10 protein-coding genes are annotated in these 20,955 nt (G+C 59.6%); 5 read left to right on the top strand and 5 right to left on the bottom strand.

The window, feature by feature from the left end; all coding sequences use genetic code 11:
• Positions 1 to 85: 85 nt before the first annotated feature.
• Positions 86 to 2,140 (bottom strand): PAS domain S-box protein, encoded by a 2,055-nt coding sequence (locus ABJF10_RS03160; protein ID WP_348543065.1) that lies wholly within the window; start codon positions 2,138 to 2,140, stop codon positions 86 to 88.
• A gap of 703 nt (positions 2,141 to 2,843) precedes the next feature.
• On the opposite strand from ABJF10_RS03160, the gene ABJF10_RS03155 reads away from it, so the two are divergent.
• Positions 2,844 to 4,688 carry an SIR2 family protein gene (locus tag ABJF10_RS03155; protein ID WP_348543064.1) on the top strand — a complete coding sequence of 615 codons (1,845 nt, stop codon included), beginning with the start codon at positions 2,844 to 2,846 and terminating at the stop codon, positions 4,686 to 4,688.
• A 177-nt stretch (positions 4,689 to 4,865) separates the two neighbouring features.
• Here ABJF10_RS03155 and ABJF10_RS03150 read toward each other — a convergent pair whose 3' ends face one another.
• Both ABJF10_RS03150 and ABJF10_RS03145 read right to left on the bottom strand, forming a co-directional pair.
• Positions 4,866 to 7,499, bottom strand: a complete 2,634-nt coding sequence (locus ABJF10_RS03150; RefSeq protein ID WP_348543063.1) for an AAA family ATPase — start codon at positions 7,497 to 7,499, stop codon at positions 4,866 to 4,868.
• A gap of 10 nt (positions 7,500 to 7,509) precedes the next feature.
• The gene (locus ABJF10_RS03145) at positions 7,510 to 8,967 is read right to left on the bottom strand and encodes a hypothetical protein (protein WP_348543062.1); all 1,458 of its coding nucleotides are present in this window, start codon (positions 8,965 to 8,967) and stop codon (positions 7,510 to 7,512) included.
• Between the two features lie 422 nt (positions 8,968 to 9,389).
• Between ABJF10_RS03145 and ABJF10_RS03140 the strand changes: the two genes are divergently transcribed.
• From ABJF10_RS03140 to ABJF10_RS03130, 3 genes are all read left to right on the top strand, one after another.
• Positions 9,390 to 10,265: a phosphoenolpyruvate hydrolase family protein gene (locus ABJF10_RS03140; protein WP_348543061.1), complete on the top strand. Its 876-nt coding sequence runs from the start codon at positions 9,390 to 9,392 to the stop codon at positions 10,263 to 10,265.
• 775 nt (positions 10,266 to 11,040) lie between these two features.
• Positions 11,041 to 15,120 carry an autotransporter domain-containing protein gene (locus tag ABJF10_RS03135; protein ID WP_348543060.1) on the top strand — a complete coding sequence of 1,360 codons (4,080 nt, stop codon included), beginning with the start codon at positions 11,041 to 11,043 and terminating at the stop codon, positions 15,118 to 15,120.
• A 238-nt stretch (positions 15,121 to 15,358) separates the two neighbouring features.
• Complete coding sequence (locus ABJF10_RS03130) at positions 15,359 to 17,455, top strand: FAD-dependent oxidoreductase (RefSeq protein WP_348543059.1); 2,097 nt, start codon at positions 15,359 to 15,361, stop codon at positions 17,453 to 17,455.
• Positions 17,456 to 17,488: 33 nt separating this feature from the next.
• Here ABJF10_RS03130 and ABJF10_RS03125 read toward each other — a convergent pair whose 3' ends face one another.
• Complete coding sequence (locus ABJF10_RS03125) at positions 17,489 to 18,865, bottom strand: hemolysin family protein (protein WP_348543058.1); 1,377 nt, start codon at positions 18,863 to 18,865, stop codon at positions 17,489 to 17,491.
• A 61-nt stretch (positions 18,866 to 18,926) separates the two neighbouring features.
• Complete coding sequence (rpsN, locus tag ABJF10_RS03120; protein WP_348543057.1) at positions 18,927 to 19,196, bottom strand: 30S ribosomal protein S14; 270 nt, start codon at positions 19,194 to 19,196, stop codon at positions 18,927 to 18,929.
• Between the two features lie 110 nt (positions 19,197 to 19,306).
• On the opposite strand from rpsN, the gene ABJF10_RS03115 reads away from it, so the two are divergent.
• On the top strand, positions 19,307 to 20,800 hold the full coding sequence (locus ABJF10_RS03115; protein ID WP_348543056.1) for a tetratricopeptide repeat-containing glycosyltransferase family protein: 1,494 nt from the start codon (positions 19,307 to 19,309) through the stop codon (positions 20,798 to 20,800).
• Positions 20,801 to 20,955: the final 155 nt, after the last annotated feature.

The raw sequence follows: 20,955 nt of genomic DNA, 5'->3' as shown, positions 1-20,955 counted from the left end.
CTAAGAGCAGAATCCAGAGTAGGCCTGCTTCACAGCGCCAGGGTTTGCTTATCGCTCGGGGGTTATGCACATTCTCCTTTCCCGGTTAGACAGCTACCTTCTCCATTTTCTCGTCCAGCATCTCCCGCACTTTCCGGGTCAGCGTGCTGGCCATATAAGGCTTCGGTAAAAACGCCACTCCAGACTCCAGCACGCCGTCTTTGGCGATGGAGTCATCCGTGTAACCGGAGGTGAATAGAACTTTGATCTCGGGATAAGTTGCCTTCAGCCATTCGGCCATCACCTTCCCGCCCATCCGCGGCATGATAACATCGGTCACCACGAGCGAAATCGGGGGGCCCTTGTGCTGGCGCGCCACGTGCAACCCATCCTGGCCGTTTGGCGCGCGCAGGACGGTGTAGCCTTGCCCTTCCAGGACACTCGCAGACATATGCCGCAGGCCGGGCTCGTCTTCCACCACTAACAAGGTCTCCGTCCCGCGAGGCAACGACCCACTTGGTTTCGGCATCGTCATGGCGTCCAGCGCCTGCTCGACCCGCGGAAAATAGATTCGGAAAGTCGTGCCTTTCCCGATCTCGCTGCTCACGTCGATATAGCCCCCTGATTGTTGGACGATGGTCTGGCAGGTCACCAGGCCCAATCCAGTGCCTTTGCCTTTGGGTTTCGTCGTGAAGAACGCTTCAAACAAATGTGCTTTCACTTCGTCTGTCATCCCGGTCCCGGTGTCACGGATACAGAGCATCACATAGTCCCCGGGTAGTACCTTTGCGTGCCTCCCGGCCGCCGTTTCATCGAGCACCACATTACTGGTGGTGATGGTGAGTTTTCCCCCGTCGGGCATCGCATCCCGCGCGTTCACCACCAGATTCATCACTACCTGCCCGATATAGCCGGGATCGGCCTTGATGGGCCCGTTTTTGTCTCCGAGAACGATGGTCATTTCGATGTTCTCGTCCACCAGCCGGCGCAGCATTTTCTCCAGGTCTTTGACCACCTCGTTCAGGTCGAGCACCGCCGGCTTCACCGTTTCTTTGCGACTGAAGATAAGCAACTGCCGCGTGAGCCCCACGGCCCGCTCCGACGCGTGCCCGATCTCTTCGGCATATTTGTGCAGCGGACTATTCCGGTCGACAGCAAAGCCCAGCAATTCGCTGTAACCCATGACCACCGCCAGGATGTTGTTGAAGTCATGCGCCACACCGCTCGCCAGGTGCCCAATCACCTCCATTTTCTGCGCTTCGATAAATTGCGCCTCCAGCCGTTTGATGCGCCCGATATCATGGCTGCTTTTCGTCGCTCCCACGACTTCGCCATCGCGCGCTTCGATCGGGGAAATATCCACGGAAACATTCACGAGAGTCCCGTCTTTCTTCCGCCGCACCGTGTCATATGCCTCGACCACCTCACGCTTCCTGACCTTTTCCATGATTTGCAAATACTCCCGATAACTCTCGGGCGGGAAGAGAGCCGAGACGGAATGCCCGATGATTTCCTCGCCCGTGTAGCCGTACAGCTGCTGGGCACCGGCGTTCCACCCTATGACGATTCCTTTCGCGGTCGTCGTTACGACGGCCTCCGCCGAGTATTCGACAATTGCGGCGACCCACATTCGTTGTTTCTCGGCTTCCGTCCGCTCTGTGATGTCGCGGACATTGCATTGGATGACCCTGCCGGCACCTTCTTGATAAACATTGCTGACGAACTCCACGGCAATCTTGCGGCCATCTCTCGCTTCCAGCGGAAGATTTTCGTAGCGGACATACCCATGCCGCTGCAGCTCTTCGAACTTGGCTTTATTGGATACGATATCCTTGAACGGACCCAGCTCCCAGATCGACGTACCCACCAATTCGGCGTGGGAATAGCCCAGCATCTCCACCAGGAAGGGGTTCACATCGCTGATCTTTCCGGTATCGGCTTCCAGAATCAGGATGCCATCCCGCGCCGCTTCAAATAAACGCCGATACCGCAGTTCTGACGCGCGGAAAATCTCGTGGTCGCGCGTGTCCGCGCCGCCCATTCGTGTTTGGGCGTCCGTGGCCCGTGGTTCCTGCTTCGTCGCGTTTCCGTCGCCACCCGCGGCTAAAGGTAGCGCATCAGCCGCGGATGACGGAGGGTTGGGGGGATCTTGGGATTTCATGGGCAAGGGTCGAGACGACCCGCAGCGAAGGCTTCCTCCACATTTGTCAGGCCTGCCGGAAACATCGGCGTGTCCGGTCTACCGATCCAATGCTTCTCACGACACGTCGCGATAGCTTTACGCTATATGCAAGCCCACCTTCAGCGGTGCAGCACACTGCAAAGCGATCTCTCGGCAAGAAGCCCATAGGTATCGGCTATGACCCTCCGTTTCACACATGGGGAACGATTCACGAGCTTACGCCTCCCCGGAAAAGGGAAATTCTCACCCGAAGCCCGCTGGGCCTCTCGCGGCGATCGCTATTTCCCGGATGACAACCAATCCCTGCGGCGACCTGAATTTCTTCTCCGCCCGCTCCGGCTTCCGCTTCACGTTTTAACGGCTTTGGACGGTGATTCGTCGCCTAATGAGGATGGCAACCATGGATCCACCTCTAACTGAAGCGCGGCTGTTTCTATATCGGAAATGTGGTTTACCCTCATGGCGTACCTTTCCCGAAAGAATTCCCGAAGGCGGAAGATCTGCCGGCCTACGGGTGGTTGAAGAATACGACGCCTGACTCTGGTTCTATCCCGGAGTTCAGCTCACTCTCGAATTGGGGGCGTTCGGCACCACCACCGGGAGATCAATTCCAGCTTGCGTTTTGGCCCGTGTTTACTCAGCGTGCGGACGATGCGGTCAGTCCGCATGAGTACGAAATACTATGTCTGAAAAACACGAGGGAGGAATGTCTTCGCCTCGCACTGAAGACGAATGGAAGGGAAGGGTGATCACCGAAAGTGAAGCCCTGGATCTAATTTGGCCCATTCATGATGGCGACAGAAGCCGAGAGCCATGGGTGTCTCTCGTGGGCGCAGGTATCTCTGCTCCGCAAATTCCCTGTATTGGGCCTGAGCTCTATCGCTTGATGGCACAATCGTCCGCCACCGTTCCCCCGACCTCCGCTCAATTTGAAGCCAGTTTTGGAGGATATAAAGAAGCGCTCCAAAAGTGGCTGCCATTTCCGGCTAACCAGGCGGCTTTTTTTGAAAATCTGTCGACGCGGACGTGTATCTCCAGAGCCAACACGCTGCTGGCGCTACTCTTAAGCGACGGACGGATCGGAAATACGGTCGTTACCACCAATTTCGATGATCATCTGGAGCGTGCCATGCGAATCTTCGGCAAGCGCCGCATGCGAGTGGCTCGAGGCCTTAACGAATTCGGACGTGTCCAGAATAATTCCTCCGGCGACCCCATCAAATTATTTCACGCCCACGGCACTTTTGAATTTGACGATCTCATCAATCACGAGGCCAGCATGGAAGAGCAGTTGAATTCTCCGGGCTTTGAACAATTGGTCAATATGTTCGTGGGCGCAGAACGAATTGTAGTTGTTGGCTATGGGTGCGGCGTGGATGATATCGTGAGCATTGCCCTGCAGGAGGCCCGAAAAAGAAATTGGCGGGCACGATCTGGAGCTTTTTGGTACTGTTACTCAGCCAGCGATCTCCAAAAGCTGCGCAGTCACCCAATTTACTCGCGCTGGCGTACTCTCCGCGCCGTCGTGCCGGATGCCATTCACCAATGGTTCAGAAATGGGGAGAACCAGGACCACCTTGAGAAGATCCCCAAAGTCCTACCTGCCGATCAAATCTTCGACAGTTTTTTAAAGCGTGTGGCGCCACAGGGACGCATCGCCCGGGCCGTCTCCTTCCACGAGGCCCCTCTCACCTTCTTTAAAGAGCAAATCGAAGACGCCATTGGGCGCGACGCAGACGGAAATCCCATGGTCAAGGGCGCCCCTTCAGAGCTCGTCCAGGCATACGAGGCAATGACTCGGGCGGTCGATACATTCCATCGCCTGATGAAGGAAGGCGAGGAAGCACGCCAAATCATCCTCCGCGCCAAAGAGTTGCTTGATCAGCGGGACTCGAGCATTGCGGGCGTCCTAGTAGCCTTCTCGCTATCTCCAGCATGTCCGGTGTTCGTCCACGTCGTCGAGGAATACTGTGGCCTCGTGATTGCAGCGGCCACGTCCCCCAAACTGGGCCTGCTTGGGTATCAACGAGTGCAAGTCTACCATTCCGGTGGAGTGTGGGCGACCGCCGCCATCCGTCACCCCACTTTTTCCGTACTGCCAAACGCTGACCGCCATCAGCAAAAAATTATTGATAGCTTCCTGGCCTGCCAACTCGCCCTTCGCGAAAATCTACGACGTGGCGGCGCGTTTCCCGTAGCACGGCAACATCAGCCACTCGAAACTTTCCAAGACCCAGTCGAAATCATCCTTAATCCACGGAATTGGGTACCCAGCGACGCGAAAGAGAATCACCTGTACCTGCCTCACTGGCCCAACGAAGAGCTCACCAAAGCCCTGCAACTACGTCTTAATGCGCCCGTCGACTCGATCAACTCGACAAACTCTCCCGCAGCATTCGCCAACGAATTCCGCCAGGCAGTTACCAAGTTAGATAGCTCGACGTGGCCCGAGGAAGAAATAGCCAGGATGATCGTTTGGGCGGATCAATGGGCGTTGGTGGACTTGCGTTTGGAATCAGATTCTTGAAACGCACCGCAGGGCTGCACCCTCATTACCGCACGCCGCCAAGATTGACTCACTTACCATGCTCGTCCCATAAAAGTCGTAGAGCCTTGGAAACTTCGGTCGCCGTCCGACCCTGTGAATCCGAATTCGCATTTTGCGAAGGAGGCGTCGAAACCGTTGGGCTAGCGAGCTTTTGGATCAATTTCCAGTACGCTTCGCTGTCTTCCATGTTCTCCGGCAAAAGCCCAAAGCCGAGCGATTCGCCTTCGCGCAGACTTTCGCTGGAAAACCTCTACCTCGCCAGCCAACCAAAATTTCAGCAAGTCGACGCTGGCCGTTGGCCGCCTCCTTATCACCCGCAGCCAGATAACCGGAGAGCGCGGACATCTCTTGTTCGATCAATGGGACAAGCTGCTGTCGAGATGCCGGTTTTACACGTCGAATGAGAAATCGGACGTAGACATTCCCATAGGTATCCGCCGTCGGCCCCTTGCTGTTTTCGATGGGGCTGAGGGCCGCCAACACAACCAGCAGGTGAGACAAATTTTCGTCCTCCTTCGAGAAGGCAAAGTCCAGAGGTGGCTTGTAACCTTTCGAACCCATTGCCTCAGTATCCTCTGCCATTCGACGAAACCAACGAAACGTCCACAGCGCCAAAGCATCGGCTTTCGGTGGACTTGCTGAGGAAGGTCGAGGCGTGGACACCGCTCGGACTGGCGTCGCTGCGAAACTGCCTGCAAACCATAATCCCGCCATCTGGCCAAGATTCTCCCGTTTCGAGGGTGGAAAGTCGTCTTGCGCTGTGCCGATTTCCGCGAGCGTCCGGCGACTAAACGAAGACAACCTTGGCGGCGCCACATTCAGCATCTTCAAAAATATTTCGTCGTGGATAATTGCAGAGGATTGAGACGTTTGGATCCCTTGAAGCATCAGGCGCTCCCAATCCTGCGGCTGCTTCAAATCACCTTCTGGACGGTTGAGAATACTGGCCGCCGCCTTGACCACCTGGTCACGCAATTCCGCGTTATTCACCAACCCCGCGGTCGTCAATTGCTTCACTAATTCCTGATTCTGAGGATCGATCTTCTGGATCACTTTCTGGTTCTCGGCGTCCTTCTGTTTCAGCTCCTCGACTTGCGCCTGGAGGGCTGCGGCTTTCGTTTTTTCGGAGATACGCGCCTGCTCCTTTTCTTCCACTCCTTGCTCAATCAGGGATCGCACGCTGGCGCCACCGCCGATCACCGACCAACGGGTGGCGAAGGTCACCACCGCCAGCATGACCATCCCTACCGACACCGCCGAAATCGTCCTCAGTTGACTGGCCTCGTCGTGGCGGAATCCCATGCGTAAGATCACTCGGGGCAGCAGCACAACCGCGAGGATCGGAAGAATCGCGGCGCCGAGCAGTGCCAAAATGCCCGTTCCCCCCAGCGCTGGAACATGCGGATTACTCCCCAAAGGCAACCACGACTCGATAATAAACACCGTACTGGCCACCGCCAGGCACACCGCACCTGTCACCATTCCGCGGTGCCATATGGTCCGGCCTGCCGCTGCCCTGGCTTCGCGCTCGCTTCGCTCCCGTTCCACCCGATTTTGCTCCAGCCTTTGTTCTTCCGGAATTTCGGTCCACTTCTTTTCCCATTCGTCCAGAACCACTGTTCGGAATCCCGCTTTTTCCTCTGCGGTGGCTTGCGGAATTAGGCCGATGTAGCCCGTGGCTTCACCGTCAACAGCTCCACCAAACAGAATATAATCAAGCGACTTGGCCAGATAGAATTGAAACTCGATGTCTCGCTTTACCAAGTCATCGTCAACGGCAATACTCTTTTTCAGGATTTGGGCTGCACCAACCGCGCCAGAAAGCGGTATCATGGCCGATGTGTAAGCAAAATAATATGGCACAGTTTGCTTGCCAACCAGCGGCAACGGTGCATCCAAGTCTCTCGCTCGAAAAGGGCATCGATTCCAGATCACAACCTCAGTTTTTGGCTGATCAATTTGACTAAAGATCATTTGCTCCTTTTCTTTTCGCCGCTTGAGCTCGCCATCAATCTGCTCCACGTCCCTTCCGATATCGATCATTGTTTCTAAAAAACCCTCCATGGTGCTTTTCCACCCCGCCTCGTATTCGGAGACAAAGACCAATAGGTCCGCCACCGTCGCGGCTATACCGGAAGTCAAATCGCCGCCTCCCCTGGTGTCAATGAGCACGAAATCGAATTGCGTGAACAACTTCGTTCGCAGCTCGATCCAGTAATGAAGGAACAAACCCAACGCACGCTTTCTGGTTTCTTCCGGTTCTTCGCCCGGCGGCGCCTCCAAAAGCGCCGCGTCGGTCAACTCCGCAATGAGCGTATCTTCACGCATAATCGTTGCGCGCGCGATTTCCTTGTTGGGGACGACAAGTTTACCATGCCGGTGAATGTGAAGACGACTCCTCACTTCCTCCAGTTTCGGGTCATCAAATACCTCGCTTAACGCAATCGGCCTGCAATATGCCTCGACCTCCCAATCACGCGTTTTCTTTAGCCCAAGCTCAGGAAAAAATCCCGCCAAACCTATTTCTCGTTTCGGATCCCCCATCTTCTCGATCTCCCTTTCGAGGCCTTGAAGGGAAATGATATTGAGATAGCGAGAGAGGCCGCGGGTCGAAAAGTCCGAATCAATCAGCAACACCCGTTTCCCCCACCGGGCTAGCATTTCACCGTACGAAAGGCAGAGTGTTGTCTTGCCTGTTCCACCCTTTGGACTCACTAGAGCAATTGTTTTGGCCGAATGGGGCGGTAGTGAGGGCATCCCTTCGCTGGGATCTGTGTCCGGGGTCGTCATGAAGATTTCCTTAGAGTGAACTGGTTGTCGCGCGGTCGGCAATATCCTGAACGAAACGAGAGATCCCTCCGATATTCATTCGAGGGTCACTCGGAAGGCGAATCGGGATGGAAATATCGCGGCTTTCGACCGTCCCGACGGGGCTCGGATATTGATAGTCAATTTGAATTTCCGCATTGGCCGCACGGCGATAAATGACCGGCTTCCACCACTCATTAGGAATACGCCGGCGTTCACTGTAGCGACCCGTGATTCGCAAACCGGCCATCTTGCGCCGGGCGTGCAGCATGGCTACTTCTGTTTCGATCGGCTCTCTCTCATGGATTTCGACCGGTTGAGGAATCGAGAAAAAAAGGATCTGCAGCAACTCAAGGCAGGAAGCGGAGGAAACGTCGTGTTGAAACCCGACGATCTCCACGATATGGCGCGGGATATGGCCAAGCAGCGTATCTCCCAGCTTCGTGGGGTGGACACGAGCAGTCATCGATCCCAGCAGATACACGCTCTTTAGTTTTACCGCTTCATCGAGAGCAGTCGCAAACTCGGCAGCGGGAACGCGTCTGGCGGAATTCGAGAAAGGAAGGGTATCGGCCGGAGCGGTCGATTCCTCCTCCAGGAAAAATACCTGCCGGGGAGATCGCGAGACCTCTTTTTCGTCCGTGACGAAGTCCGAGTGCCCCAAGTGAACGTATCCTTCGCTGGAATTCCGAACCAACATGTCGCGCAAGCTGGAGCATGAATGGGCATCCAACCAACTCAAAGTGGGTGGCCGATGACGCCGGCCACCACAGATCGAATCAAGAGGACTCGAATGGGTTGCGGAGATGTTGTTTTGCGCCTTCGAGCCACAGACCAAATGGATCGGAGTGGCCCTCATTTCGCCCTCCTTTCGAGTGCCCGGCATGATGCGCAGGAAAGCGTAGGTCCGTGACAGAAAAATTCCCCCTGGAATCTTTCCCACCTTGGTGGGCTGAAATGGAATCCACATCAATTCCCATGGATAACGCCACAATTCCCCGATCTCGTCGGAGATTTGCAACATCACTCTTGGCCGCCAACCCAAAGATTTGATACTCGCGTCTTCCCGGTCGGCAGAACGATGCTGATCCCACGTGTGAGCCAAACCTTGGACTTCGTCGTAGATCTTATCGTAATCTACCTTCGCGTCACCGGCGACGGTCTGGTCGAAAAGGACTTCAAACAGGCGGCGACCCAATGATTTACATCTCCGGTCCTCCTCGGCAAAAGAATAAAAACGGTTGTCGACATTTGCCTCTCTCAACTCTTCCCAAAAATCGTCAGCGGGAGGTAGCAAGGAATCGGGGTGGCGAATCGTCACCGGCTTGAACCCGCCGGGTTTATTGCCAGCCTGCCTCTCGATCGGCGGAACCAGAGAGAGAATGACGTTCTCCGGATCGGCGGGATCTCGGCTCAATTTGATGATCAACCTTTGTGCGCCCAAACTCATCCGATTCAAATAATAACTTCCAAGTCAGATTTAAGATGACACCGATCCATCCCGCCTTGCAGTCGGTCGACAGACCGCAGTAGCTGGCCACACGCACACAATTTGCGATAACGATGATTCATCGACTCTCGATTTACCCGTGAGAATACGGTCATGTTCGAAACACCTTGGCAAGCATGAAAACGAGGCCGCAGGAAACTTTAGTTACCGATCTGCAGGTACCAGGCCTTTTTCGACCGTAACGGTCGCGAGCAATGAGGAAACTAACGATTCGTTCCGAGTGCCGGAGTGGCGCGGACGTTTCCCTGAACCACCAACGTCTATCAAAAACGCACAAAGGCTTTCCCGCGCCGCGGCGACGCGCTTTGCTGCCAGCTCCCCTACTTCAAACGTCAAACCTCAAACTTCAAACTTTCACCCCGATGCCCAACCCCTGGACTGGAAAAGGAAACCCCTACACGCGGCAGGAAGTCCGCGATCGCTTGTCCGCCGCGCTCGGGCGCGGAGAACCGATCATCGCCGCGGGCGCGGGCACGGGGATCAGCGCGAAATTCATCGAGCGCGGTGGGGCGGACCTGCTCATCATTTACAATTCCGGGCGCTTCCGCATGAGCGGCCATGGGTCGACTTGCGGGCTCATGGCCTATGACGATGCGAACCAGGTGGCGATGGACATCGGCGAGTACGAGGTCCTGCCGGTGGTGGAGGAAATCCCGGTGATCTGCGGCGTGCACGGCACCGATCCGCGTCGGCGCATGTGGCACTGGCTGGGCAAGGTGAAGGACATGGGCTTCAGCGGGGTGAACAATTTTCCCACCCACACCATCGTCGATGGGCAGTTCCGCAAGGTGCTGGAGGAAACCGGCATGAGCGTGCAGAAGGAGATCGAGATGATCGGCCTCGCGCACCGGATGGATCTTTTCACCATCGTCTATGTGGCCACGGCGGACGAAGCGAAGGCGATGGCCGACGTGGGCGCGGATGCGATCATCGCCCACGTGGGCACGACCGTCGGCGGCTCGATCGGCGTAACCGGCGCAGTGTGCTCGATGGATGATGCCGTGCGGCGGACGCAGACGATCATTGACGGAGCGCGTTCCTCAGGCCGGAAGGACATCTTTTTCCTCAGCCACGGCGGCCCCATCGCCACGCCGGAAGATGCCGCTTACGTGAACCAGCACACCGATTGCGTCGGTTTCGTCGGCGCGAGTTCCCTGGAACGCCTCGGCGTCGAAGGCCCGCTGGTCGAACTCACGCAGCGTTTCAAGAAGATCCCCGCGCCCGCGGCAAAGCGGTAGCGGAAGCGGTCGATGCAGGATTGTAGCTGGGGTTCAATGAGCCCGGCGGTCGATTCTTTCGCGCTATTCCTCTCACTTTTTGCTTGACTTTTTACAGCTACGGTGCTACGATGCGCGACGGAATTGAGAAGAGGTGTGTGTAGCCATCGAGGGCTTTGCGGAGGCGCGGGTGGAAAAGGAGGTTCTTTGACATACCAAGCGAGAGTAACACGGCCAGGCCGATCTACGGCAAGGGTCGGCATGACCGCCGAGAGCGCAGAGAAACGAGAAAGAGTCGCAAAGGAAAATACTCCCTCTGCGGCCCTCTCGCTTCTCTTTGCGGCCTCTGCGGTCAAATTCCAGCGATCGTGGTCAATCGCCCTCAATCGTGCCTAATCGAGCGGAGCGAGAAGCCGCGCGAAGCGCGCCCGCAAGGGTGGCGACGGGGATCGCCAGCAATCGTGCCTGAAATTCTTTCCTGATCCCCGGTTCATTCCGCACTGGCGCGCCCTCTCCATGCGCGGGCTGCCTTGATGGAGCATGGCTGCGCCTAAAGAAAACGGCGCGGGCTCAAGGCCAGTCAAGGCCAGTCAAGGCCGGTCAAGGCTACTAAAGGTCCGAAAATTCTCCGGGCCGGTGCCTCGACACAGGTCGCGCGGACCGCCTTAAGCCAAACGCATATTGTCGCCCATCGTCGACAATACGGACGACTGATTTACCCCGCCCTTCGCAACACAACTTTAACCCAAGGCGGGCTTGACGATTTACTCTGGAGACGGCACCCTGCCGCCTGTTCATGTCCCGACCCCATTCCCAGAAGAAGCGTCCCGCCGTACTCACGACTTCCGTGGCGGCGCTATTGACCCTCGGCTTTCTCCTCGCCGCCCCCCAGGCCCCGGCCGATGAATACTGGGACGGCACGAACACCGCCGGCAGCGGCACCCCGAACGGCGCGGGCGGTCCCGGCACGTGGGACAACGTAACCACCAACTGGGTCGACGCCTCCGGCACGGTCCCACAAGTCTACGATTCCAACGATATCGCTCACTTTGCGACCACGCCCGGAACGGTCACCTTGGGCGACAATATCACCTTCACATCGTTGCACTTCGATGTTGACGGCTACGTCATCAACGATGGCGGCGGCTTCACGCTCACTCCCAACGTGAACTCGACGATTGTCGCGCCCGCGGGAGTGACGGCGACGATCAACCCCGCCCTCGTGGGTGGCGGCTCCATCGTGATCCAGGGCGGCGGAACGATTAACCTCGCCGGCAATAGCACCTTCACCGGCGGAACGACGCTCAATAGCGGAAGATTGAACATCGATAACACCAATGCCTTGGGTACGGGAACGCTGACGATCGTCGGCGGCATTATTGGTACGAACGTCTCGGGAACCCGGGACGTGCTCAACAACGTAGTGGGAGACCTTCAATTCAACAACCCGGTTTCCGTTCTCGGTGATTTCTCGATCGCGACCAATATCAACCTCGCGGACGCTGGCCTCCAAAACCTCACATTCAACGGCCCCGTGAATCTGAATGCCGCCACGCGGACGATTACCGGGCTCAACGCGGGAGCACAGATCACTTTTACCAACGCTATTTCCAATGGCGGCATCACGTTCGACACTTCCGCGGCGGTAAACAGTGACCCTACCAATGACTACGTGTCTTTCATTTACGGCGGAAGCACGGCGAATACCTACACGGGGCTGACCACGGTCGAGGGACATTCCTTCCTCGTCTTGGCAAAATCGGTGGCCAATGGTGCGGTGCAGGGAGATATCGATGTCGAGGGCAATGGCTCGGTCGACTTCATCAACGGCTTGGCCGGCGGAGAACAGATCGCCGACACTGCCACCGTCACGGTCAACAGCGCGGGTATCACCTTCGGAGGTGGGGTTCACATCGATGGTATGGACTTGCGCAGCGCCAATGAAACCATCGCCACCCTCAATGGCAACAGCGTCGGCAGGATTGGGCTCGGCTCCGGGACGCTGACCATTGGCGTCGGAGGTAATTTCGCGGGTGTGATCGAGGACGGTGATACTAATTTTGAGAATCCAAACCACCTCCCCGGCGTCGGCGTGGGTGGCGGCATCACGCTGAACTCCCCCACCAACGGCACGCTGATCCTCGGCGGTCAAAGCATCTACACGGGGGTCACCCAAATCACCGCCGGGACAATTCGGGTGAATGTGGACAACGCTCTGCCCTCGACCTCGGCGGTCCGCGTCAATCCCGGCGCCACCTTGGACGTCAACGATCACCTGCAAAAAATCGGTTCTCTGGCCGACGGAGCCGGCGGCGGCGGCACGGTCACACTCGGCTCCACGAACGGGATCCTGGTCGCGGGTTTCGATAACACCAGCACCACTTTCTCCGGCGTCATCAAGGATGGCGGAAATACCGCCGGCACCGGCGGCAGCTTTTTCAAGGTTGGCACTGGCACGATGACCATCAGCGGCGCCAACACCTACGCGGGCGCAACGTTGGTGAATGGGGGCACCTTGCGCGCCGGCGCCACCAATACCATCCCCGGCAACTCCGCCGTCGGGGTCAACGCGGGCGCCACGTTGGACCTCAATAATTTAAATCAAACTATCGGCTCCCTGGCGAATGACTTTACGACCGGGACAGGCGGGACGGTCAATCTCGGCTCGGCTACGCTCACCACTGGCGGTGATAACACCAATACCTTGTTCTCGGGTGTCATCCAAGGGACCGGCAGCGTCACCAAACTGGGCACCGGCACGTTTAGCCTCAGCGGCGTCAATACCTACACCGGCGGCACCACGCTGACCGCCGGCGGGATCACCGTCCTCGGCAGCCTGGCCAGCAAAGTGACCGCCAACAACGCGACCGGCATCACCACGCTGATCAACGGAGGAACGATCGGCGCGACGGGTGGGGTGTCTGTCGATGCCACCACCAGTTCCGGAATTACGATCGGCGACTTCGGCACCTTCACCGGTGCGGTCAATCTCGGCACCGGGATTAATACCGTGATCATCGCGGCGCAAATTCATTACACCCCGATCTCCGCCAGCGTGGGCACCAACGATACCCTTCGCCTCGTCGGCGGCGGTGACGACACCTTGAAGCTGGCCGATTTTTCCGGTTACGAGTTTCTCGACAAACTCGGCGGCGGCCAATGGAGACTCACGGACACCGCCAGCTTCACCGGAGGCACCAAGATCGAGGAAGGCAGCCTCAATGTTCAAGGGACTCTCATCAGCAATGCCGTCATCAGCGTCAAGGGAACGCTCACCGGAACGGGCACGCTGGCCGGCAATCTAGTCAACTTCGGCGCCGTCCTTCCCGGCACACCCATCGGGGCTATTCCCAACAGCGCCACCCCGGGCACCTTCACCGTGAAGGGAAACTATACGCAAAAGTCCACTGGCGCGCTGGTCATCCAGGTCAATGGCGCCAACGCCGGCCAATACTCGCGGCTGTCGATCGGCGGCCATGCGCAACTGGACGGACGCCTCGTTCTGCAAAAGGACGGCGGCGGCACGATCAAGCTCAAGATGGGCCAGAAGGTGAAGTTCCTCACCGCCGACGGTGGCGTAAGCGGAACCTTCTCGGACGTGGTCAATCCCTTCCTCGGCGGCACCATCGTCGTGGCCAAGCTGGTCTATGAGCCGAATGCCGTGGCCCTCGAAGGCACGCAGGGTTCCTTCACCTCGATCGAAAGCCAGATTCATCTCACCTACAACCAGACCTCCGTGGCCCGGATGCTGGACAGCGCCGCGACCGACAAGCGCTCCGCCAAGCTGATGACCTTCCTCGACAATCGGCAGCTCAATCAGTTGCCCGACGATTTCAACCATATCGCGCCCGACGAGATGGCGGCGGTTTACCGGCTCGGCGTCTCGCTGGCGGATGTGCAGGCGCGCAATGTGCAGCGCCGCACCGCCGACTTGCGCGCGGGAGCGAGCGGCTTCAGCAGTGCGGGCTTCCAGGCCAACGGCGGGCCCAACTACAGCGGCGGCGTTGCCGGCCCAAGCGGCGACGGCGGCAAGACCGACGCCACGCCCGCCGCCGACCGGCGCTGGGGCACCTTTATCCGCGGCGACGGCGATTTCGTCCACGTCGGCGAATCGTCCAATGCCAGCAGTTACGAGCTCAACACCGGCGGCGTCACGGTCGGCGCGGATTATCGGCTCACTCCCAAACTCGCGGTCGGCATGACCGTCGGCTACACGGGCACGAATGCGAATCTCCCCGACGACGGCCGCCTGCTCGTCAATGGCGGCAAGGTCGGCGTTTACGGCACTTATTATACGAAGGGTTTCTATGCGGATGCCGCGGTCACCGGCGGCGCCAGCAACTACTCCACCCGCCGCAGTTCGCTGGATGGCGACGCCTCCGGCAGCACGCAGGGCACGGAAGTGGAAGTGATGGTGGATACCGGCTACGACTGGCGTCTGGACGCCCTCACCATCGGCCCCACCGCGCAGTTCCAATATACCTACGTCGGCATCGATGGCTTCACCGAGCACGGCTCGCTCACGCCGCTGCGTTACGCCGGGCAGCATCAATCTTCGATCCGCTCCACGTTTGGATTGCGGATGGCCTACGATTGGAAAGTCGGCAATGTCATCGTGCGTCCGGAAGGCCAGCTCGCCTGGCAGCACGAATTCGGCGACCGCAGCTATTCAATCGACTCCGCCCTCGCTTCAGGCGCCGGCGACATGTTCTCCGTGGCCGACACGGAACTCGGGCGCGACAGCCTGCTCTTCGGCGCCGGTGTCGCCGTCCTCTGGAACACGCGCACGTCCACTTACATCTACTACGACACCGACCTCCTGAAGAAGGAATACAACGCGCAGAGCGTCACCGGCGGCCTGCGGATGAATTTCTAGGGCGCTTCATGTAGATCAGCGGCGGGAACCGAAGGAACGCCAACGGCGTTTAATCTAACAGCCCAGGGTTGCGAGGCACGAGCTACCCTGGGTAATTCCCACAGCGGTGCCTTAACCCTGAAAGGGTTGAATCGTTGTCTGACGAAACTCGATGCTCCTGGTCGACGGCGATGATCTGTTCCTTCACCCGATCATTTGCTTGCGCGTCTCACCTTTGGCTCGTTCGATCACTCCTTGTATGAAACTCCCCTTCCCCCTCATCGCCGCGTTGTTGCTCAGCGCCCTTGTCGCCCGCGCTGAAGTCGTCGAATCCGACATCGTCATCTTTGGCGGCACCTCCGGTGGCGTCGCCGCTGCGGTGCAAGCCCGGCGCATGGGCAAGACAGCGGTCATCGCCGAGTGGTCACCCCATCTCGGCGGCCTCACCACCGGCGGCCTCGGCGCGACGGACATCGGCAACAAGGGCGCCATCGGCGGCATCGCGCGCGAGTTTTACGAGCAGATCGCCACACACTACGAAAAGCCCGAGGCGTGGACTTGGCAGAAGCGCGACGCACAGGACATCAAGCACGAGAAATCCACCGACCCCCTGGTGCAAAAAACGGGTCGAGATACGAAGTGGACCTTCGAGCCCCACGTGGCCATGGACATCTATAAGAAGTGGCTCGCGAATGCCGGGGTGAAAGTTTACCTCGGCGAGAAGCTCCAGGGTGTGAAGATGGACGGCGCGCGCATCGTCGAATTCACCACCGAAAGCGGCCGCACTTATCGCGGGAAGGTCTTCATCGATGCCAGCTACGAGGGCGACCTCATGGCCAAGGCCGGCGTGAGCTATCATGTGGGCCGCGAAGCCAATGCCGAGTTTGGCGAGACGCTCAACGGCTTCCGCGAAAAGACCCCGCAGCATCAATTCACCGTGGCCGTCGATCCCTACCTCACCCCCGGCGACCCGAAGAGCGGTCTGATCCCCTTCATCCAGGCCGGCACCGATGAAAAGCCCGGCGACGCCGACAAGTGCGTGCAGGCTTACAACTTCCGCCTGTGCATGACCCGCACGCAGGAAAACCTCGTCCCGTGGGCCGATCTCAAACCGGCGAACTACGACGAGAAACAATTTGAGCTGCTCGCCCGCTACATCGAGGCCGCGGAAAAAGCCGGCAAACCGCTGAACGGCATTTTCATGGGTCCCACGCCCATGCCCAACGACAAGACCGACACCAACAACGGCGGCGGCTTCAGCACCGATTTCATCGGCGAAAACTTCGCCTATCCCGACGCCGATTATCCCACCCGCGAACGCATCATCCAGGCCCACGCCGACTACATCAAAGGCCTGCTCTATTTCCTCTCCAGCAGCCCGCGCGTGCCGCCGCACATCCGCGACACCGTCAACAAATGGGGCATGGCGAAGGATGAGTTCGCGAACAACGGCCACTTCCCGCCGCAGCTCTACGTCCGCGAAGCCCGCCGCATGATGTCCGACTACGTCATGACCGAGGCCGACTGCCGCTGGCAGCGCAAGGCCGAGGATCCCGTGGCCATGGGCGCTTACAACATGGACTCGCACAATTGCCAGCGGCTCGTGCAAGGCGGCATCGTGCGCAACGAAGGCGACGTGGAAGTTGGCGTGGCCGGGCCGTATCCCGTCTCGTACCGCAGCATCGTCCCGAAAGCCGGGCAGGCGGAAAACCTGCTCGTCCCTGTCTGCCTCTCAGCCACCCACATCGCCTACGGCAGCATCCGCATGGAGCCGGTCTTCATGATCCTCGGCCAGAGCGCCGCCACCGCGGCCAGCCTCGCCATCGACACCAAGGTGACGGTGCAAAAAGTCGACTACGCGACGTTGAAAGCGCGCCTCCTTCAGGACAGCCAGGTCCTCGAGTGGACCGGCCCCGCCCATCATCCCGCCACGCCTCCACCCAAACTCGACGGCCTCGTCCTCGACGACACCGATGCGCTCAAGACCGGCGAATGGATCGCCGGCAGTCTCGGCGGCACGCACCACGTCGGCGAAGGCTACATCCACGATCACAACGAGAACAAGGGCCAGCTCACCGCCAAGTGGACGCCGGAAATTCCGGTGGCCGGTCAGTACGAGATCATCTTCCACTTCCCGCCCAACGCCAACCGCGCGAAGAACGTCCCCGTCACCATCTCCATCGCCGGCAGTGATTCCAAAACCATCCGCGTCAACGAGCAGGAAAAGAGCGGCCAGCAATCCCTCGGCAAATTCGCGCTCCCCAGCGGTCACAACACCACCATCAGCGTCACCAACGAGGGCACCGACGGCTACGTCGTGCTCGACGGCGTGCAGTTCTTGAAGGTGGAGAAATGAACTGCGAGGGGCGGCATCCTTCGCCCTGTTGATTTACGCCTCCGCCTTCTCCTCGTCCTTGTCACCCACGCGCTTGAAGAGCACCTGCCCTACCCGCCGGCCATCCGCCTGGGTGACCGTGACCTCGTAGTCCTCGATGCGCACGTGCTCGCCTTGCTTCGGCATGTGGCCGAGCAAATGCGTGACATACCCGCCGATGGTGCTCACGTCCGGGCTTTCCAATTCCAGCCCCGCGAGATCGTGCAGTTCGTAAAGCCCGATGGAACCTTCGACCGTAAATTCGTTGGCATTGAGCCGGCGGAACTCGGGATTCTCGGCGTCGAATTCATCCTGGATCTCGCCCACGAGCTCCTCGATCACGTTGTCGAGCGTCACGATGCCGGCGGTGCCGCCGTACTCGTCGACGACCAGCGCAAGGTGCGCGTGCTTACTCAGGAAAAAGGTCAGCAGCTTTTCCAGCGACATCATTTCCGGCACGGGAAACAGGTCGCGCTTGATCGTGTGCAGGTCCGGCTGCGGCGTGCGCAGCAGCTTGACGATGTCCTTGATGTGCACGAGACCGATCGTGTGATCGAGGTGGCCTTCGCACAGCGGGAAGCGCGTGTGCCGCGAATCGAACGCCCGTTGGAGGTTTTCCTCAAAGGTGTCCTCGGTGTTGAGGAACACGACCTTGCCGCGCGGCGTGGTGATGTCGCGCACCACGCGGTCGCGCATGTCCAGGGCGTTGATCAGGATCTCCTTGCCGATCGTGGTCACGCTTTCCTGCTCGGCATTCTGGCTCAGGATCACACGCAGCTCTTCCTCGCTATGGGCCAGTTCGCTTTCGGTCGCGGGGGTGATGCGCAGCCAGCGGCGCAGCACGATACTCGAGGCCTGGTTGAGCAGCCAGATCGCGGGGCGGAAAAGATTGAAGAAGAAATCCAGCGGCCGCACCAGCGTCAGCGCGAGGCGCAGCGGGTCGCGGATGGCGATGTACTTCGGCGCCAGTTCGCCGAAGAGAATGTGGATGAAAGTGATGATGACGAAGCCGATGCCCACGGCGAAGCCGTCGATGACACGGTGCGACTCGATGCCCAGCCGATAAAAGGCGGGCTGCAGCAGCATCGTAAAATAATCCTCACCCAGCCAGCCGAGCGCCAGGCTGGCCAGCGTGACGCCGAATTGCGTCGCCGAAAGGTAGGCGTCGAGATGCCCGAGAATGTGCCGGATGCGTACGGCCTTCGCGTTGCCCTCCTCGATCAAGGGATCAAGCTGACTGCCGCGCACCTTGACCAGCGCGAACTCCGTGGCCACGAAAAAACCGTTGAGCACGACGATCGTCAGGATGCCGAGCAGCTTGCCCGCGATGACCTCCGGCCCGTCCCATTCGGTGGCAATGGCTCCGGCGTTGGCGAGGAAAGCGGGAGTCATGGAAAAAGAAACGAGCCGCCAGCGGTAGCCGGCGGCTCGAAAAAGAGTCTTGGAATACCGGTTACCAGCTCGACTTCGTCACGCCGGGGATCATCCCGTTCGAAGCGAGTTCGCGGAAGGTAATACGCGACAGCTTGAAGCGGCCGATGTAGCCACGTTTGCGGCCGGTGGCCTGGCAGCGGCGGCTCAAGCGCGCCGCGCAGGCATTGCGCGGAAGTTGGGACAGACCGACGTAGTCGCCCTTCGCCTTCAGTTCAGCGCGCACGGCGGCGTACTTCGCCACAGTCGCGGATTTGCGTTTTTCACGTTCGAGCCAGCAGGTTTTAGCCATAAGTAAATTGGGAGCGCGGAAAATAGCGGCCTCGCCGCAGAATGCAAACACTTTTTGCTCTGGGAATTTACCCCGCTACACGATTCAACCTGAGGATAACCCTCCCCGGCATGCCTGCAATCACCATCGAACAAGCTTTCCAGATGGCCATGGCCCTCCAGCAGGCCGGCCGCCTGGCGGAGGCCGAAGAGGCCTGCCGGAGGATCCTGGCGGCGCAACCGGACTCCCTGCGCGCCACCGTTCTCTTGGGAAATACTCTGGCGGATCTGGGCCGCTGGCCCGAAGCCGTGGCCGTCCTTGAGCGGGCGCGGCAAATCGATCCGCATCGCCCGGAGGTGCACTTCAACCTGGGCAACACCCACGCGAGGGCCGGCGACCTGGGCCAGGCCGTCGCGTCCTACCGGCAGGCGCTGTCCCTGAACCCCAGCCACGGGAAGACGCACACCAACCTCGGCAACGTCCTCATGGAGCAGGGCTATCTGGACGAAGCCGCGTCCCATTTTCGGCCAGCCCTCGCCCTGCAACCCGACGCCCCCGAGATGCACTACAATCTGGGCGTAGCGCTTTCGCGGTCGGGACAGTGGGACAAGGCGATCGCCTGCTTTCGCCGCGCCATCGATTTGAAGCCAGACTACGCCGACCCGCACTGGGCGCTCGCGCCCGTTCTGCTGCGACTCGGGCGCCACGAGGAAGGCTGGCGCGTGCATGCGCGGCACGATCACTGCCCCGAACCCGCGGCGCCGCCGCGCGAGTTCGCCGCGCCGCTCTGGGACGGGTCGCGGGCCGACGGGGAGACGATCCTCATCCACGAGGAACAAGGCCACGGCGACGCGATTCAATTCCTGCGCTATGTCCCCCTCGTCCGCGAGCGCGCCCACGCTGCCCGCGTCATTGTGGAATGCCCGCCGCTCTTGAGCCGGCTGGTCCGGCAGAGCGGCGGCTTCGGCGCGGAGATCGTCGACCGCCAGGATACGACCGCGCCGGCCTCCCCGTCGTTGCCACCGTTCGATCGCCATCTTCCATTTCTCCATCTTCCATTTGCCATTGAGCAATGGGAGCCCCTGGCCATGGCCCAGCCCTACCTGCAAGCCACTGCCGAATCCCGCGCCGCCTGGCGCGCGAAACTCGGCGCCCGGTCTCACTTTCGGGTCGGCCTGGCTTGGGCGGGCAACCCGCAACACCGGAACGATCGCCAGCGTTCGATGCCACCCGAAAAGCTGCTTCCCCTGCTCCGCCTGCCGGGCGCCACTTTCCAAACCCTGCAAGTGAAGCCACCGGACGGCCAGCCGCCCGCGCTCATCGATGCCGGGCTGATCGACCTGACCGCCGACATCACCGATTTCGCCGACACCGCCGCTCTCATCACCGAACTCGATCTCGTCATCACCGTGGACACCGCCGTCGCCCACCTCGCCGGCGCGCTCGGTCGCCCTGTCTGGACACTGCTACCGTTCGTCCCCGACTGGCGCTGGGGCCTCGAGCGCGAAGACACGCCGTGGTATCCGACCATGCGCCTCTTCCGCCAGCCCGCCCCCGGCGATTGGGAGTCCGTCATCCACCGCGTCGCCCAAGAGCTCTCCACGCTGATGGCGCCGCGTGCCTAGCACATGCCGCGGTTTCCTGGCCGAGCGCGATCTTTTCCACGGCGCTCGAATCCACGCGTCGCCCCTCCCAGCCCCAACGCGCGGAGCGCCCTACAACCTAAATGCTAAATGCTACATCCTAAATGCCACAGGCCGCTCTTCGACTTCACCGCTGC

The sequence above is a fragment of the Chthoniobacter sp. genome, assembly GCF_040003245.1.
Taxonomy (GTDB): domain Bacteria; phylum Verrucomicrobiota; class Verrucomicrobiia; order Chthoniobacterales; family Chthoniobacteraceae; genus Chthoniobacter.
Note: the sequence above shows the minus strand (reverse complement) of the source record. Positions and strands in the feature narration are given on the sequence as shown.